Source organism: Spirochaetota bacterium (assembly GCA_004297825.1).
Classification (GTDB): Bacteria; Spirochaetota; UBA4802; order UBA4802; family UBA5368; genus FW300-bin19.
Genome location: SCSX01000074.1, coordinates 61,422 through 76,668, shown reverse-complemented (window position 1 = coordinate 76,668; position 15,247 = coordinate 61,422). Strand labels below are relative to the sequence as shown.

Genomic DNA, 15,247 nt, shown 5'->3' with positions numbered 1-15,247 from the left:
CTGTTCGGACCGCGTGCGCTTCCTTTCCCGTGAGAAGAACGGCCGGCCCTCGCGCGATATCGTCCCCATGAAGGGTTCCGATTTCCTGTCCGAACAGATGCGGCTCGCCTCCGCGCTCCTCGACATGGGCGTGGGCCGCGAGGATAGGGTCGCGATCTTCGCCGACAACTCGGTCCGCTACGCCGCTGCGGTGTTCGCCATCCTGAGCGTAGGTGCGGTCCTGGTACCCATCTACCCGACGACGACCGAGACCGAGGCGGCGAATATCGTGCGCCATTGCTCCCCCATGCTCATTTTCGCGGGCGATATCGCGCAATACCAGAAAGCCCTCCCCGCGCTCACCGCGGTGAATTCGCCCCTGAGGATGATGATAACCTTTTTTCCCCGCGACCGCCAGGAGTCGAACGTCATCGATTACGGCGAAGCCCTCAACAGGGGGGAGCGCGCGGGGAAGGCGGAAGCCGTGCTGGCTTCGCTTTCTCCCCTGGGGGAAAGCGATCCGGCTGCGCTCATCTACACGGTGAGCAGTCCGTCCAATCCCCGCGGCGCGATGCTCACGCACGGAAACCTGCTCGCGCAGCGGAATCTGTCCCATCTGCTGAGCGTCGGGGAGAGCGACACCAGGCTCGCCCATTTGCCGTTCGGCCATATTTTCGGCCTGGCCGAGGACCTCATGGGGGCGGCGCTGTCGGGCGCCACCCTGTCCATAAGCAAAACCTTCGAGACCGGCGAGGTGCTCGAAAACATCAGGCGGACCGGCCCGACCATCATCTGCTCGGTGCCCCGGCTGTATGAAAAAATGTTCGCACACGTCGCCGGGCGCATCAGGCTGCGGCCCGCGCCCATACGGTTCCTGTACCAGAAGGCGGTTCGTACGGGCAGGGATTGCTTCGCGCGCGAGAGCGCCGGCGTTCCCATTCCGCGCGGGACCCGCGTGCTCAAGAAGCTTTTCGCACCGGTCTACAAGAATCTCATGAAGGGCCTGAACATACACAACACGAGGCTGCTCATCTCGGCGGGGGGCGCCCTCTCACCGGCCGTCGCCGAGATCGCGGGCGGGCTGGGGCGTCCCATAATGGAGGGTTATGGGCTCACCGAATCCCTTCCCATGCTGAATATAAACCCTCCTCACCGGATCAAGCCGGGCACCCTTGGACCGCCCGTGCTCGGCGTCACCGAACGCATATCCCAGGACGGGGAGGTGCTTGTCAAGGGCCCCATGATTTTTTCGGGCTATTACAACAACAAGGCTGAAAACGAGGCCGCGTTCACCCCCGACGGGTATTATCGGACCGGCGATATAGGCGCCTTCGATGCGGACGGTCACCTCGTCATCACCGGGAGGCTCCGGGACAGGATCACCCTGAGCTCGGGGCAGATCATCCGTCCGCGGAACATCGAAAAGCATTTCGAGAATGACGGATTTACCGAGTACCTGTGCACGGTCGGCGAAAACAGGCGCTACGTGGCCGCGCTTATCTGTCCGGAATTCAACGCCCTGCGCGCGTACCAGCGGCAGCATCGCCTGGGGTGCGAAACCGGGGAACAGCTCGTCCGGCACCCGGCTATAGTGGAACTGTTCAAGGGACTCGTGTCCACGGTGAACGCGGCCCTGCCCGAGTACGAGCGTATCGTCAAGTTCACGCTCATGCCGGACGGCTTTTCGGTCGACACCGGGGAGATTTCGCCTACCTTCAAGCTCCGCCGGCAGTTCATCCAGGAAAAATACGCGGCCCTGATCGATGCGATGTATCCCAGCGGCGACAGGACCGCCCTGGATATTTAGGGATGGGCTACGAACCGCAGTCGGTGACGCCCGGCGTTGTTAAATTTGCATAAATTGACTTGGCCGCCAGAGTTTCCCAGGCTATATTTGATATGTACCTGAGCATGCGCAGCCTCAAGTCTGATAAGGCTTTTTGTAACTACTCGGCTTTTTGTCAAATATATGCGCATAAAATAATAAATGCAGGAATCCCCCCGCCGCCAGAGGCGGCGGGGGGATTCAATACTTTTAATAATTTTTGGTTATGCATTTCATAATAGCTGAGTAGTTGCAATAATTTACTGTCACGGCGGAACCACTATGCCCGAGTTCAAGGAAATCCTTACCCTGTCCCAGTTCGCCATCCCTCTCGCCTGCTTCGGCACGCTCCTCATGGGGCTTTTCATTTTTTCATTTATATACTTTTCCGTACGCGACCGGCTCTACTTCACCATGACCGTCATGGCGCTCATTGGGGCGGTTTTCGTATTTTCGGAAACCATGCTGTTATTGAAAGGCGGCTGGATGCTCGATCCCATGTCGGGCATGCAGTTTCACCGCATCGAACAGATAGCGGCCAGTTTCTTCTTCTTCGCCATCCCCTATCTTCTCATGAATATGCTGAAGATGGGACCGCGTTGGCATTCGTTCAACCGCGCGCTCGTCGTGATCGGGCTAGGTCTTGCACTGGGATTCGCCGCGCTCTCCTTCATCGCACCCGGGCTTTTCATCTCCGTGACGGAACACCGATCCGACTGGCTCATCCGCCAGGCGGACTACGGCAGGGGCGCCCAGGGACCGCTGTACTCGGTGCGTGATGCGGTCCTGTTCCTCTTCATCATCTACGCCGTCGTATGCTTCATCGCGGATATGGTGCGCCATAAGCGGCTTCGCTACCTCATGCCCTCGTTCGTCGGGCTCGGCCTCGCCATCCACGGCGCCGTTGTCGACATTGTGAGCACCCACACGATCGAAAGCACGATCATGTACGACATCTTCCCCGAGAGCAGGCATTCGCGTTTCGTGGTAGGCATTACACTCTTTATCCTGTTCTCGATGGCCGGGTCTCTCAGGCGATTCCTCGATCTCGCCCGCTCGACGGAAATCGCGAATGAGCGCGCACAGAAAGAGGCGGACAAAAATCGGGCGCAGAATCTTTTCATCCACGACGTGATACACGCCAACTCGGACACGCTTGTAAAACATTCCGAGTCCCTGTCGACGAGCATCGCGGATTTCACGGACAATTCCCGCGAACAGGCCGCCGCGACCGAGGAGATAAGCGCGTCCATCGAGGAGATCTCCGCCGCGGTCGAGAGCGTGAAACAGAGCGCCGACGACCAGTACGCGGGCATCGAGGGACTCGCGGAAACCATGACGCGGCTCAGCGAATCGACGGCCGCGCTGGGGACGACCGTGACAAGATCGCTCTCGATGATAGGTCAGATATCGTCCAACGCAAAATCGGGCGATGAGTCCCTCGGGGTCATGAACGAGAGCATGAAGAGCATAAGCGGCAGCTCGACCGAGATTACCGGCATCATTGAAATCATCAACGATATATCGGACCGTATCAATCTTCTGGCCCTGAACGCCGCGATCGAGGCGGCCCGCGCGGGGGACGCGGGACGGGGTTTCGCCGTCGTCGCCGACGAGATCGGCAAGCTCGCCGATGCGACCGCGGGCAGCATCAAGAGCATCAACACCCTCATACGAAACAACGAGCTTGAAATCGCGAACGGGATGACCAACATCGCGGTCGCGGTCGCGCGGATCAACGCGATCATGAAGGACATTGAGAACATCGTCGCGCTCATTTCGGAAATATCGGCCCAGGCGGAACGCCAGTCCCAGGCGAACCGCGTCGTGGGCGAGAGCACGGGCATGGTGAAGACACGCGCGGAACGGATCACGCAGGCGATGAACGAACAGAGCCTTGCCATCACCGAAATCTCCCGCACCGTGGGTTCCATAAACGAACTCTCGCAAAACAACACGCTGCGGATCCAGGGCATTACGGATTCTTCAAAGGCGCTGGTGGAGATGATGAGCACGCTGCGCGGGGAGATTGAAAAATTCTCGAAGGGCGCTTGAGCACGCGCAGTTCAAGCGTATTTTTTCGCGCTCTCCCGTGCGGCCTCGCGGCTTGAGGCTTGAAATGAAGCAGGCGAAGATGAGCTAAAAACCTGGGAGGGCCCGGCCTATCCCCTGAGGTATGAATCCACCGCCGCCGCCACCTGCCTCCCGTGGAAGATCGAACGCACCACGAGCGACTGGCCCGTCGCCGCGTCGCCCGCCGCGAACACGCCCGCGGCGCTTGTCGCGTAATTCGAGGTTTTGATGTTCCCCCGCGCATCGTATTCAAGGCCCAGGTCGCCGATAAGGCGGGAGTGAACCGGGTGCAGGAATCCCATCGCGAGAAGCACGAGCCCCGTCTTGATTTCGAAATCGCTGCCGGGGACTTCGCGCATGTTCATCCGGCCCGCGTCGTCCCGCGTCCACTCGACCTTCACGCAGTGCGCGCGCTCGACGCGCCCCTTGCCGGAAAACCCCTTCGTCGAGACGCACCACATCCGTTCGCATCCCTCTTCCTGCGAGGTGGAGGTGCGCATTATCGAAGGCCATTCGGGCCATTCGGGATTCCACGGCTCGTCCCAATCCATGGGCCGGGGCATGATCTCGATCTGGGTGACCGAGCGCGCATCATGCCTGTTCGAGGTTCCGATACAGTCGCTGCCGGTATCGCCGCCCCCGATTACCAGTACATCTTTTTCATCGGCGCGGATGCTGTCGCTCCGGGCCGTCTTTCCGGCGATCCACCGGTTGTTCGCGGAAAGGAATTCCATCGCGTAATGTATGCCCTCGATCTCTCGCCCGGGGATTTTCAGATCCCGCGGCTCCTCTGAGCCTATCGTAAGCACGATCGCGTCGAAACTCCTTGTCAGGAACTTCGCGGAGATGTCTTCACCAACGGCCACCCTTGTCTCAAATTGAACACCCTCGGCCATCATCTGGGAGACGCGCCGGTCGATCACCCATTTTTCCAGCTTGAAATCGGGGATGCCGAAACGTAAAAGGCCCCCCGCCCCCTCGGCTTTTTCGAACACGGTCACGCCGTGACCCGCCCTGCGCAGCTGCTGCGCCGCGGCGAGTCCCGACGGCCCGGAGCCTATGACGGCGACGCGCCTGCCGCTCTCCTTCCGCGGGGGCCTCGGGACCACCCAGCCCTCCGCAAATGCCCTTTCGATTATTGCGAGTTCTATCTGCTTGATGGTCACGGGAGCGACATTGATCGAAAGGGTGCACGAGGTTTCGCACGGCGCGGGACAAATGCGCCCCGTTATTTCGGGCAAATTGTTGGTGAGCTCCAGGCGCTCGTAGGCGTCCTTCCAGCGCCCGCGGTATACGTAATCGTTGAACTCCGGGATGAGGTTGATCACCGGGCATCCCATGCTGTGGCAGTACGGTATCCCGCAGTCCATGCATCGGGCCCCCTGGCTTCTCAGGTCCGCTTCCGGCGGGAGCTTCACGAACTCCTTGTAGTGCTGTACCCTCTGTTCCGCGGGCTCGTACGAATAGTTTTTCCGGTCTATGGTGATGAATGCGTCTGGCTGGCCCATTATGCGAATACCTCCTCGGTAACGAGCACGTTCTCGGTGTCCCTTCTCTCTTCCTTTCTGATCCGCTCGAGCGCCTTCCGGTAGTCGATGGGCATCACCTTCACGAACTGCGGGAGCATCGCGTCCCATTCCTCGAGAATGCGCGTCGCATAACGGCTACCGGTATGTTCCACGTGGCGCTCGATGAGCGCGCGCAGGGTCCCCATGTCCTCGGGGGACGATACCGGCTCGATATCGACCATCTCGAGATTGCAGTTCGTGTCGAAGAGCTGGTCCTCGTCGAGCACGTAGGCGACGCCCCCGGACATGCCCGCGGCGAAGTTCACGCCTGTTTTACCGAGCACCGTGACGATGCCCCCCGTCATGTACTCGCAGCCGTGGTCGCCCAGTCCCTCGACGACCGCCACGGCCCCGGAGTTACGCACCGCGAAACGCTCGCCGGCCATGCCGTTGATGAACGCCTCGCCGGCCGTCGCGCCGAACAGGTTCACGTTGCCCGTGATGATATTGCTCTCCGGCCTGAAGGTCGCGGCCCTGTCCGGATACACGACGAGCCGTCCGCCCGAAAGCCCCTTGCCGAAGTAATCGTTCGCGTTGCCCTCGAGCTCCAGGGTGATTCCCCGCGCAAGGAAGGCCCCGAAGCTCTGGCCCGCCGACCCCCTGAACTTGACGCGTATGGTTTCGTCGGGGAGACCCGCCGATCCGTAGCGCAACGACACCCGGGAGGAGAGCATGGCGCCCACCGTGCGGTTCGAATTCCTAATTTTTTTCTCGATGCGAACGGGCCGCTTCGTTTCGATCGCGTCCGCGGTCTCGGCGAGAAGCTCCTCGTCGATGACCGAGCGCTGAATAACGGGCGCGCTCGTGCAGCGCCGCAAAAGCTCCTTTCCGTTCCCTGGCACGGCGAAGAGCTTCGAGAAATCGAGCCCCCGGCCGGCGTAATAGTCAAGCGCGGCGTTCATGTCCAGCATGTCCGCCCTGCCGATCATCTCGTCCATGGTGCGGAAACCGAGCTCGGCCATGTATTCCCGCACCTCGCGCGCGATGAACCTCATGAAATTCATGACGTGCTCGGGCGCCCCCTTGAAACGGGCCCTGAGCCTGGGGTCCTGCGTGGCGATGCCGACGGGGCAGGTGTTGAGGTGGCATTTGCGCATCATGATACAGCCCAGCGTCACGAGCGTGATCGTCCCGAACCCGTATTCCTCGGCGCCCAGGAGCGCTGCCACCACCACGTCGCGCCCGGTCCGCATCTGCCCATCGACCTGCACCCGGATCTTGTCGCGCAGGTGGTTGAGCATGAGCGTCTGCTGCGTTTCGGCGAGTCCTATCTCCCACGGCGATCCCGCGTGCTTGATGGAGCTGATTGGCGAGGCCCCCGTCCCGCCGTCATGGCCGGATATGAGCACCGTGTCCGCCTTGGCCTTCGCCACCCCCGCGGCCACCGTACCCACGCCAATCTCGCTCACCAGCTTGACCGATACGCGCGCGGCGGGATTCGCGTTCTTCAAATCGTAGATGAGCTGCGCCAGGTCCTCGATCGAATAGATGTCATGGTGGGGCGGCGGCGAAATGAGCATCACGCCCGGTGTTGAGTAGCGCACCCTGGCGATGGTGACGTCAACCTTGTGGCCCGGCAGCTGGCCCCCCTCCCCCGGTTTTGCGCCCTGGGCCATCTTTATCTGGATCTCGCGTGAATTGACCAGGTAGTTGCTGGTGACCCCAAACCTCCCCGAGGCGACCTGCTTGACCATGCTCCTGCTGGAGTCCCCGTTGGGCAGGGGCAGATAGCGCGCCTCGTCTTCCCCGCCCTCACCCGAGTTGGAATTGGCCCCAAGCCTGTTCATCGCGATCGCGATGGTTTCGTGGGCTTCCCTGCTTATGCTGCCGAAGCTCATGGCCCCCGTCACGAAGCGGGAGATTATCTTTTCCTCGCTCTCGACCTGGTCGAGGGGGATGGGTACAGCCGGCTTGAAGGTGAAAAGTCCCCGCAGGGTGCAGAGGTTTTCGCCGGCGTTGTTCATCTCGGCGGAATAGGATTTGAATCTCCGGTAGTCGCCTTCCCGCACGGCCTTGAGAAGGGCCACGATGGCGCGCGCGGTAAGCTGGTGCTTTTCCGACCGTGCACGAAGGTGTATCGCACCCCCCGAATCGATCGTGTTGCCCCGGATGGCGTTGGGCGCAAATGCGCTTTCGTGGCGGGCGCAGGCGTCCTCCGCGATCTTCTCCAGGCCGATCCCCTCGATCCGGCCGGGGGTCCCGGGAAAATAGCGGTTCAGGAACGCGGTGTTGAGACCCACCGCCTCGAATATCTGGGCGCCGCGGTAACTGCGGATCGTTGCCACGCCCATCTTGGACATGATCTTGAGAAGCCCTTTTTTCTGGGCGGTGATATAATTGTCGATTACAGCCTCGAGCGTGAGCGAGGGGGAAAAATGCCCGTTCCGGTGAAGATCGGTGACCACCTCGAGCGCCATGTAGGGATTTACCGCGCTCGCGCCGTATCCCACCAGGAGCGCGAATTGGTTCACGTCGCGTACGTCTCCCGTCTCCACGATCAGGCCGGTGCGCGTCCTCTTTCCGCATTTCACCAGGTGGTGATGTATGGCGGATACCGCCAGCAGCGCGGGTATGGGAACCTTGTGGGGACATACTTCGCGATCGCTCAGGATGATGAACGCGATACCCTCGTCCACGGCGTTCTCGGCGAGCACGCATACGTTCGCAAAGGCCTCCTCGAAATCATAACGGCCGCGCTTCATCTCGACAAGGATCTGAATCGTGCGCGCGAGCAGACCCGGTTTTTCGAGATTTTTCATCTTCGCGATATCGTCGTTTGAAAGGACGGGATGCGGCAGCTTCACCTGGCGCACGTGCTCGGGGGTCTCGTCCAAAAGGTTCCGTTCCTGCCCTATGAAGCTCATGAGGGACATGACGAGGTTTTCACGATAGGGGTCGATAGGCGGGTTGGTGACCTGTGCGAACAGTTGTTTGAAATAACTGTAGAGGAGCTGAGGCCGGTTTGACAGGACCGGGAGCGCCTGGTCATTGCCCATGGAACCCACGGGCTCCTGGCCGGTCTCCGCCATGGGTGCGATGATCATGCCGCGCTCCTCAAGCGTGAACCCGAACACCCGTTCGTGTATGAAAAGCTCTTCCGGTTCGAGCTTTATGGGCGATGGCACCTGGTAGAGCCCCTTGAGGTCTATCCTGTTCGACTCCACCCAGCGCCGGTAAGGCTTCTGGCGGGATACGCGGGCCTTGATTTCATTGTTGTACATGACGCGTTTCGTCAACGTGTCGACCAGTATCATCTTCCCGGGGGCGAGCCGGCCGTACTGGAGCACGTCCTCGGGCGGGAAATCGAGCACCCCCACCTCGGAAGCCACGACGACCTGGCCGCTCCTGGTAACCACGAAGCGGGCCGGACGAAGCCCGTTCCTGTCAAGCGTCGCGCCGATCCGGATCCCGTCGCTGAACGCCATCGCCGCCGGACCGTCCCACGGCTCCATTATCGCCGCGTTGTATTCGTAGAAGGCGCGCTTGTCCTGGCTCATGTGGTACTTGACGCCCCAGGCCTCGGGCACCATCATCATCATGGAATGTTCGACGGCGCGGCCGCCCATACACAGCAGCTCAAACGCATTATCGAATATAGCGCTGTCCGAACCGCTCTCGTCTATTATCGGCTTGATCTTCTGGATATCATTCCCGAACAGCGGCGATTCCAGCATGGATTCCCGCGCGCGCATCTTGTTGATATTGCCCCTCAGGGTATTGATTTCACCGTTGTGCGCGAGGTAACGGAAAGGCTGCGCGAGCGGCCAGCTCGGGAAGGTGTTGGTGCTGTAGCGCTGGTGCACCAGGGCAAGGGCGCTCGTGAAATCCGGGTCCGAAAGGTCCGGGTAGAACGCCGAGAGCTGGGGCGCGACGAACATACCCTTGTAGACAACCGTACGCGAGGAAAAGGACGCCGCGTAAAAATCGTCCGGGGAAAACCCGTTTGAACGCGCCGTGTTCTCCATGCGCCGCCTGAGAACGTAGAGCTTGCGCTCGAGCGTGTCGCCGGCGATACCCGGTATTTGCACGAATACCTGCACGATATGCGGCATGGTGCCCCGGGCCAGTTCGCCCAGGCAATCGGCGCTCACGGGAACGTCCCTGGTCCCGAGTATATGGGCGCCCTCGCGCCCGGCGACATCGCCGATAATTCCAAGCGCGCGCGCGCGCCGCTCGTCGTCCATCGGGAGGAACATCATGCCCACACCGTAATTCCCCGGCTCCGGCAGCGTAAATCCGTTTTCACCCGCTATCTTCACGAAGAAGCGGTGGGGAACCTGAACGAGAATGCCCGCGCCATCCCCGGTGGTCGCATCGCCGCCCACCGCGCCACGGTGCTCAAGGTTCAATATGATCGTTACGCCGTCGCGAACGATCTGGTGGGTAGCCTCGCCGTTTATATTTACCACGAACCCGACACCGCACGCGTCGTGTTCGAAGGAAGGATCGTAGAGACCGAAGGGCTTTCTCATGGGTGTTCTATCCTGTAAGCGGTTCTCGGCGAAATACGCGCGTCATAGCTGCCTTCCGGGACTTCCGGAATTAAACCGTACTAGAGTACGCTTTTCTTTTTGTCAAGCGACTCGGTCCAATATCGCGTCACTTTTATGTTTCGAATATGAAAATTTTATTCAGTTGCCCTAAGCTTATTATATTAGTAATACTAAATACCCTAAAAAGCAAGGGCCCGGTTCGTACCGGGCCTATCGCGGGTATAACGTATTGAACGGGTTGCGGCGGATTAAAAGCTCTTCACATCAACGCGCAACGGCGGGAAGGGTTTCTGGTCCACCTCGATCAGGCTTAAATCCGCGTATACTACCGTAACCTCTTTCCTGAACGGCACGTACACCGTAACCGACCGGTTCCCCGCCTGCCAGATATTGGGTTTGCTTGCCATGGAGCTTTCGGTTTTGGGCGCCCCGTACTTTTGTTTGATATGTTCCATAAGCTTTGCATAATGATCGTCATCTATACGGGTGTCGACCACGATTTTGGACAGGACGTACTCCCTGTTGAAATAGAACCCCACCGTCTCCGTGCTCGTCTTTGTCAATAATCGGGCGCCGCCTCCCGGCTGCGGATCGGTCGATATCTCCAGGCCCTGGTACACGTCCCTTATCTGGTTGTAAACCTTCTCGAAATCGTCCCCCAGGTTGAATCCCTTGTATCCCTTGATCTCCTCGGCGTTCCCGAACCCGTACGCCGCCATCAGCAGTATTAATGTTATGGCAATCCTTTTCATTATAATGCTTCCTCCGTGTCGGTGAATTATTCCTTCCTTCAAGAAGCATATTATCCCGCGTAAATCAAGAAAAAAACCACGGTATCCCATTCCCCGGTAACGGCACATCCGTGCGGGTGGCGCGTCATCTTCGCACGGGCATGAAAAATGCCTTGAAAATCCTTGGGGAACCGGTTTAAGCTCAGAACGGTCATGAGCCTGGACGCTTGGAATGCTCTTTACTTTCCCCTCCGGGAAAGACGCGTATCATCATACCCTGAAAGGAGTTTCGTTATGAAAAAAATGCTCGTAATCGGTCTAAACAATTTCGGCTCACACATAGCGAAAAGCTTCAAGGAATACGGATCCGCCGTCACGGGGCTCGATACGAACGGCGACCGCCTGAAGCTGGCCGGCGCCCACCTGGCACACGCGCTGCAGGGCGACGCCACGGACCGCGCACTGCTCGAAAAGCTGGACGTCAAGTCCTTCGACGGCGTGGTCGTCGCGATCGGTGAGATCGACACGAACGTCCTCGTATCGATGCTCCTGAAGGAATTCGGCGCGAAATCGCTGATTGTGCGGGCGTCCTCCGATAACCATTGCCGTATCCTGGAACGCATGGAGGTGTTCGATATCGTATACCCCGACAGGGACGCGGCGACCAGGGCGGGGAAAACCCTCTCGATGAAAAACGTTCTCGATTACGTTCCGCTCGCGGGCGAGTACGTCGTAATGAATATTCATCCCCCGAAGAGCTTTATCGGAAAGAACATCAGGGATTTGCAGATCGGGGCCCGCTTCCAGTGCCAGATACTCGGCATCAAGTTCGGGCAGGGAGACAAGAATTGGCGGGCCGATGCGCCCGAGTGGGAAAATATGAAGATAGCCCCCACCGCCAACGATGTGATCCCGGAGAACTCCACGCTCCTGTACCTTGGGAAAAAATCGGACCTCCAGAAAATTCAGGAACTCGACTGACCCGGGCGTACCGATATCACCCCGGACCGATCGGGCCCTGGCCGCCGTTATTTCCGTTCGTCCCCCCACAGGGAGTTCACGCGGCGGTCCCTCCCGCATCCGAACCGGTAATACTTGTAGCGGATCGGGTTATTCGCGGCATAATCTTGATGATAGTCCTCCGCCGGGAAAAAATTGGTAAAGGGCGTTATTTCGACCGCAAACGATCCTTTTCCCAGCGCGGCCTCGGCCGCCGCCCTGCTCGCCTCCGCGTCGGCTTTTTCGCGGTCGTTTCTTACGAACACCGCGCTCGTATACTGGAATCCGCGGTCGCAAAACTGCCCTCCCCCGTCAAGGGGATCTATCAGCCTCCAGAACCTGTCGACAAGCTCGCGATAGCTGATCTTTTCCGGGTCATATACGACCATGACCGCTTCCCGGTGGCCGGTCCTTCCCGACGACACGTCCTCGTACGCGGGGCTTTCGACGTGCCCCCCCGCATAGCCCGAGACGACTTCCTTGACCCCCGGAAGCTGATCCAGGTCATGCTCGACGCACCAGAAGCATCCGCCCGCGAAATACGCCTTCTCTTCCGCGCGCGCATCTCCGGAAAAAACCGGGATGGCGGCGACAATCATGATACATACCAGAAATAAGGTTTCCATGGGTTCTCACTCCCTGGGCCGGAAAATCATTGCAATCCCGTTCATGCAGTAGCGCTTCCCCGTGGGGGCGGGGCCGTCGTCAAACACGTGGCCAAGATGCCCACCGCACCGCGCGCAATGCACCTCTGTGCGGGGGTATATCAGCTTAAAATCGGTCGATGTTTCGACGCCGCCCGGCAGGGGTTCCCAAAAGCTGGGCCAGCCCGTTCCGCTGTCGAATTTTTTCCGACTCTCGAAGACCGGAAGGTCGCAGGCCGCGCAGTAAAAGGTCCCTTCACGATGCTCCCGGTCGAGGGGGCTGGAACCCGCCCGCTCCGTCCCGTGGTTACGCAGGACGTCATACTGCTCCGGCGAGAGGAGAGCACGCCACTCCTCGTCCGTCTTCTCCACCTCGAAGCGTTTTTTTGCCATCGTGATCTCCCTGCCGACGGCAGCCGCAACGATACCCGCACCCGCCAGCAGCAACAGTCGTCTTCTCGATATCTTCATTAAAGGTCTCCGGTCCTTTCAAAAAAACACCGGTTTCATCCGGTTTATCCGTCAGATCGGTATCCGAATTTATCTTGGAACCGGCATTTTCACAAACACGCATTTAATCCAACGCATGATTAAAATAGTGCCTCACAAATCGATTGTCAAGTTTTTCAGATATTACTAAATTACTTGATCTATAAAAGCCCATGAGGAAATAGCAACCCTCGCTTCAGCCTAACCCTTGGAGGAGGCGCTCCTCTATGAAAGAATACACTGCCGGGTCTTCACCTGAAGACCCGGAGAACGCCGGTTCCGGTCAAAAATACCATGTTTTTGTGCTAAATGAGTGAGTAATATTTTTTTGAATTGACAATTTATGCGCTATATTTACTATGTCATTGCGTGGATAAGTTCAATAAAGCTTCTTGTGGTAGTACCTCGCCTCACCCGGGTAACCTCCATTACAGCGTTTCTGACTTTTCCATAAGGGAGTCTCTCCCATAAAACCTCAGGAGTAAACAGCATGTCTCAGGGCAAAGTAAAGTGGTTCAACGATCAGAAAGGGTATGGTTTCATCTCAGCAACGGACGGACGCGACTATTTCGTCCATCACTCCAGCATCATAGGTGAAGGCTTCAAAACCCTTCCCGAAGGCGCCGAAGTACAGTTCACTATTGAAAAAAGCGACAGGGGACCCAGGGCGGTCCAAGTATCTTTAATATAACTGTATATTAAATTGAACCCTCAAAAGCCCGGATAGCGATATCCGGGCTTTTTATTTTTCACCGGCTGGCGGGCCTGCTTTGTGTGCACATGGCTTACTGGGGGCAGTAAAGGGCTATCGGCCGCCTTCCAGCCCCTTGCGAGTATAAGGACCGCCCGGGCGCTGCACTTCGCGGCAGAATCAGCCGGTCGCGCGATGCGCAGGAGGGCCCCCAGGACGAGAAGCTCGATGCGCCTGAATTTATATTCCGCATCGGCCAGCCGGAGATCGAGGAACTCCGTTCCGCGTATCCCTCGGGGTATCGTGATAAGCAGCCCGGTCCCCCAGGGAAGCTCGCGTATCGATATTCCCGCCACCCTGCCGCCGTGCGCTTTTTTTACGACACCCCTTGCAAAGAAGAGCGCGGTCCCGGTAATCCCGAGTTTTTTTACCGCGCGATAGATGAAAATTGACAAACCCCCGGGTATGCCGCGGTCGAAAAAACAATTCCCCCTGAAACGGGCGAATCCCTTCACCCGCCCCGCGCCTTTATTCCTGCCCTGGGCGGGCGCGACGATCCATCGATCCGCCTCGCGGGCCTGATCGATGGGCACTACATTCCAGCGTACCGCTCCCGGCTTCCTCGCTTTCTTCCGCTCCATACTCCTGACCACCCCCTGGGGATTTCCCATGGTATGCGGGAAACGCCGCGAGGTCCACTAAAATGCATACCATGATTTTCCCGGGTGATTCGCTGGAGCCGCAGATTTTTGAGCGCCTCGGTTTATACAGCGCGGGATATCGGCGGGAAAGAATATCCGCCCCCTCACCTTGACAAAAAGCCCCCGGGCGCCTATCCTGTTCCAGGTTTACGCGCGGCGGTCCGGGAAAACCGGCGGCCGCGCAACAGCATGACCCGCACGCGGAGGAAACGACATGAACTATCTTAAAGGTAAGGTCGCCCTTATAACGGGAGGCGCGGGCGGTATCGCCCGCGAGATCGCAGGCCTGCTTGAAGATCAGGGCGTAACGGTCGCGCTCACCGATATTAACCTGCGGGGCCTTCGCGCCGCATCGGCAAATCTGAAAAATAAGCCTTTCATCATTCCGTGTGATATTACCAGGAGCGCCGCCGTCGCCGGGATGGTGCGGAAGGTGCGCAGGAAGCTCGGCCGCATCGACATGCTTATCAATACCGCGGGGATTATCGTGCCCGGCCCATTCGAAGAGGCGCGCATCGCGGATATCGAACTGCAGGTGCGCGTCAACCTCGTGGGCGCCATGATCGCGATCAGGGAAACGCTGCCCTTCATCCGCGAATCGGAGGGCGGGGCCATCGTTACCATATCGTCCATGGCCGGAATCGTACCCGAAACCTACAGCGCGGTTTACACGGCCACAAAATACGCGCTGCGCGGCCTGGGTCTGACCCTCAACCTGGAGCTCAAACGCCATAAAATACATGTCGCGACCGTCTTTCCGGATTCGGTCGATACGCCCATGCTGCGCTACGAGGCCGCGCACGGCGGCTCCCCGCTCACCTTCCTGAGTGCGCCCCAGCAGCCCGTCGATGTCGCGCGCGCGGTCCTCCGGGCCATCGTTAAGCGCAAAGCGGAAGTATACGTTCCCGCGTCGACCGGATTCTTTTCCAGGATCGTGACCGTATGGCCCCGCCTGGTTCTCGCGGTATGGCCCACGCTCGAGCGGATGGGCTCTCGAAACAAGGCGAAGATATTGAAAAATTTCGAACTTGAGAGAGAAAAACGATGAACGAGC

At 59.0% G+C, this 15,247-nt stretch carries 11 protein-coding genes; 5 read left to right on the top strand and 6 right to left on the bottom strand.

Features of this window, described 5'->3' with window-relative positions; genetic code table 11:
* Both EPN93_16345 and EPN93_16340 read left to right on the top strand, forming a co-directional pair.
* Positions 1 to 1,786: long-chain fatty acid--CoA ligase (locus tag EPN93_16345; GenBank protein ID TAL32385.1), on the top strand; the 1,786-nt coding region annotated here is incomplete at its 5' end.
* A 300-nt stretch (positions 1,787 to 2,086) separates the two neighbouring features.
* The gene (locus EPN93_16340) at positions 2,087 to 3,859 is read left to right on the top strand and encodes a hypothetical protein (GenBank protein ID TAL32384.1); all 1,773 of its coding nucleotides are present in this window, start codon (positions 2,087 to 2,089) and stop codon (positions 3,857 to 3,859) included.
* Between the two features lie 107 nt (positions 3,860 to 3,966).
* Here the strand turns inward: EPN93_16340 and EPN93_16335 are convergent, their stop codons facing one another.
* The 3 genes from EPN93_16335 to EPN93_16325 all read right to left on the bottom strand — a co-directional run bounded on the left by EPN93_16335 (position 3,967) and on the right by EPN93_16325 (position 10,690).
* The gene (locus EPN93_16335) at positions 3,967 to 5,385 is read right to left on the bottom strand and encodes a glutamate synthase subunit beta (GenBank protein TAL32383.1); all 1,419 of its coding nucleotides are present in this window, start codon (positions 5,383 to 5,385) and stop codon (positions 3,967 to 3,969) included.
* Complete coding sequence (locus EPN93_16330; protein TAL32382.1) at positions 5,385 to 9,917, bottom strand: glutamate synthase large subunit; 4,533 nt, start codon at positions 9,915 to 9,917, stop codon at positions 5,385 to 5,387. Before EPN93_16330 ends, EPN93_16335 begins: the two co-directional genes overlap by 1 nt.
* Before the next feature lie 269 nt (positions 9,918 to 10,186).
* Positions 10,187 to 10,690 (bottom strand): hypothetical protein, encoded by a 504-nt coding sequence (locus tag EPN93_16325; protein ID TAL32381.1) that lies wholly within the window; start codon positions 10,688 to 10,690, stop codon positions 10,187 to 10,189.
* 192 nt (positions 10,691 to 10,882) lie between these two features.
* Here EPN93_16325 and EPN93_16320 point away from each other — a divergent pair, with 192 nt between their 5' ends.
* Positions 10,883 to 11,650: a TrkA family potassium uptake protein gene (locus tag EPN93_16320; protein TAL32380.1), complete on the top strand. Its 768-nt coding sequence runs from the start codon at positions 10,883 to 10,885 to the stop codon at positions 11,648 to 11,650.
* A 47-nt stretch (positions 11,651 to 11,697) separates the two neighbouring features.
* On the opposite strand, the gene msrA is transcribed toward EPN93_16320, so the two are convergent.
* Positions 11,698 to 12,294 carry a peptide-methionine (S)-S-oxide reductase gene (gene msrA, locus EPN93_16315; protein ID TAL32379.1) on the bottom strand — a complete coding sequence of 199 codons (597 nt, stop codon included), beginning with the start codon at positions 12,292 to 12,294 and terminating at the stop codon, positions 11,698 to 11,700.
* A 6-nt stretch (positions 12,295 to 12,300) separates the two neighbouring features.
* Complete coding sequence (gene msrB, locus EPN93_16310) at positions 12,301 to 12,783, bottom strand: peptide-methionine (R)-S-oxide reductase (GenBank protein TAL32378.1); 483 nt, start codon at positions 12,781 to 12,783, stop codon at positions 12,301 to 12,303.
* 508 nt (positions 12,784 to 13,291) lie between these two features.
* Here msrB and EPN93_16305 point away from each other — a divergent pair.
* Positions 13,292 to 13,492, top strand: a complete 201-nt coding sequence (locus tag EPN93_16305; protein ID TAL32377.1) for a cold shock domain-containing protein — start codon at positions 13,292 to 13,294, stop codon at positions 13,490 to 13,492.
* A gap of 20 nt (positions 13,493 to 13,512) precedes the next feature.
* Here the strand turns inward: EPN93_16305 and EPN93_16300 are convergent, their stop codons facing one another.
* Positions 13,513 to 14,133, bottom strand: a complete 621-nt coding sequence (locus tag EPN93_16300; protein TAL32376.1) for a hypothetical protein — start codon at positions 14,131 to 14,133, stop codon at positions 13,513 to 13,515.
* Positions 14,134 to 14,407: 274 nt separating this feature from the next.
* On the opposite strand from EPN93_16300, the gene EPN93_16295 reads away from it, so the two are divergent.
* Positions 14,408 to 15,241, top strand: a complete 834-nt coding sequence (locus EPN93_16295; GenBank protein ID TAL32375.1) for an SDR family oxidoreductase — start codon at positions 14,408 to 14,410, stop codon at positions 15,239 to 15,241.
* The last annotated feature ends 6 nt before the right edge of the window (positions 15,242 to 15,247 follow it).

What these genes read in the sequence shown, in the direction of transcription:
- EPN93_16325 (TAL32381.1), bottom strand. Translation starts at nt 10,690, where the DNA reads ATGAAAAGGATTGCCATAACATTAATACTGCTGATGGCGGCGTACGGG.
- msrA (TAL32379.1), bottom strand. Translation starts at nt 12,294, where the DNA reads ATGGAAACCTTATTTCTGGTATGTATCATGATTGTCGCCGCCATCCCG.
- EPN93_16300 (TAL32376.1), bottom strand. Translation starts at nt 14,133, where the DNA reads ATGGAGCGGAAGAAAGCGAGGAAGCCGGGAGCGGTACGCTGGAATGTA.
- EPN93_16295 (TAL32375.1), top strand. Translation starts at nt 14,408, where the DNA reads ATGAACTATCTTAAAGGTAAGGTCGCCCTTATAACGGGAGGCGCGGGC.
- EPN93_16320 (TAL32380.1), top strand. Translation starts at nt 10,883, where the DNA reads ATGAGCCTGGACGCTTGGAATGCTCTTTACTTTCCCCTCCGGGAAAGA.
- EPN93_16330 (TAL32382.1), bottom strand. Translation starts at nt 9,917, where the DNA reads ATGAGAAAGCCCTTCGGTCTCTACGATCCTTCCTTCGAACACGACGCG.
- msrB (TAL32378.1), bottom strand. Translation starts at nt 12,783, where the DNA reads ATGAAGATATCGAGAAGACGACTGTTGCTGCTGGCGGGTGCGGGTATC.
- EPN93_16335 (TAL32383.1), bottom strand. Translation starts at nt 5,385, where the DNA reads ATGGGCCAGCCAGACGCATTCATCACCATAGACCGGAAAAACTATTCG.
- EPN93_16305 (TAL32377.1), top strand. Translation starts at nt 13,292, where the DNA reads ATGTCTCAGGGCAAAGTAAAGTGGTTCAACGATCAGAAAGGGTATGGT.
- EPN93_16340 (TAL32384.1), top strand. Translation starts at nt 2,087, where the DNA reads ATGCCCGAGTTCAAGGAAATCCTTACCCTGTCCCAGTTCGCCATCCCT.